We start from the raw sequence: 400 nt of genomic DNA, 5'->3' as shown, positions 1-400 counted from the left end.
ACTTCTACCACACAGTCGCTTGCAGCGTAAAGATTACATGCAGCGTGAGCGATCGTTTCTTCCAGACAGATTGTCGTCGTGCCGCTTCCGATTACCGTTACGACACCCGTCATGGGGTCGATCGTCGCGGCGGCGGGGTTGCTACTGCTCCAGGCACGGGCTACACTGTTCGTGTAAACAGGAGAGTTTACAAGTGGCGTCAAAGTCGTTGCCGTAACGCCATCCCAACACAGTTGATCCGTCAGGTCAAAGCTCGGTTCGGGTTGCTCCTGGATGTAGATGTAGGCCGTCGCTTCATCCGTACATGCTACGTCGGCTCCCGCGAAGGCGCTCACTGTGTAGGTTACTTCGTAGCAACCGGGGCCTGTGTAAGTCAAGGTATTTCCGGTAACGCCCGTAC

The 400-nt window shown here is 55.8% G+C and carries 1 pseudogene; it reads right to left on the bottom strand.

Annotated features, from left to right (window positions below):
- A pseudogene (locus ACRBG0_RS14885) lies at window positions 1-400 on the bottom strand (hypothetical protein); the annotation flags it as partial.

Source organism: Lewinella sp. (assembly GCF_050633125.1).
Lineage (GTDB): Bacteria > Bacteroidota > Bacteroidia > Chitinophagales > Saprospiraceae > Lewinella.
Note: the sequence above shows the minus strand (reverse complement) of the source record. Positions and strands in the feature narration are given on the sequence as shown.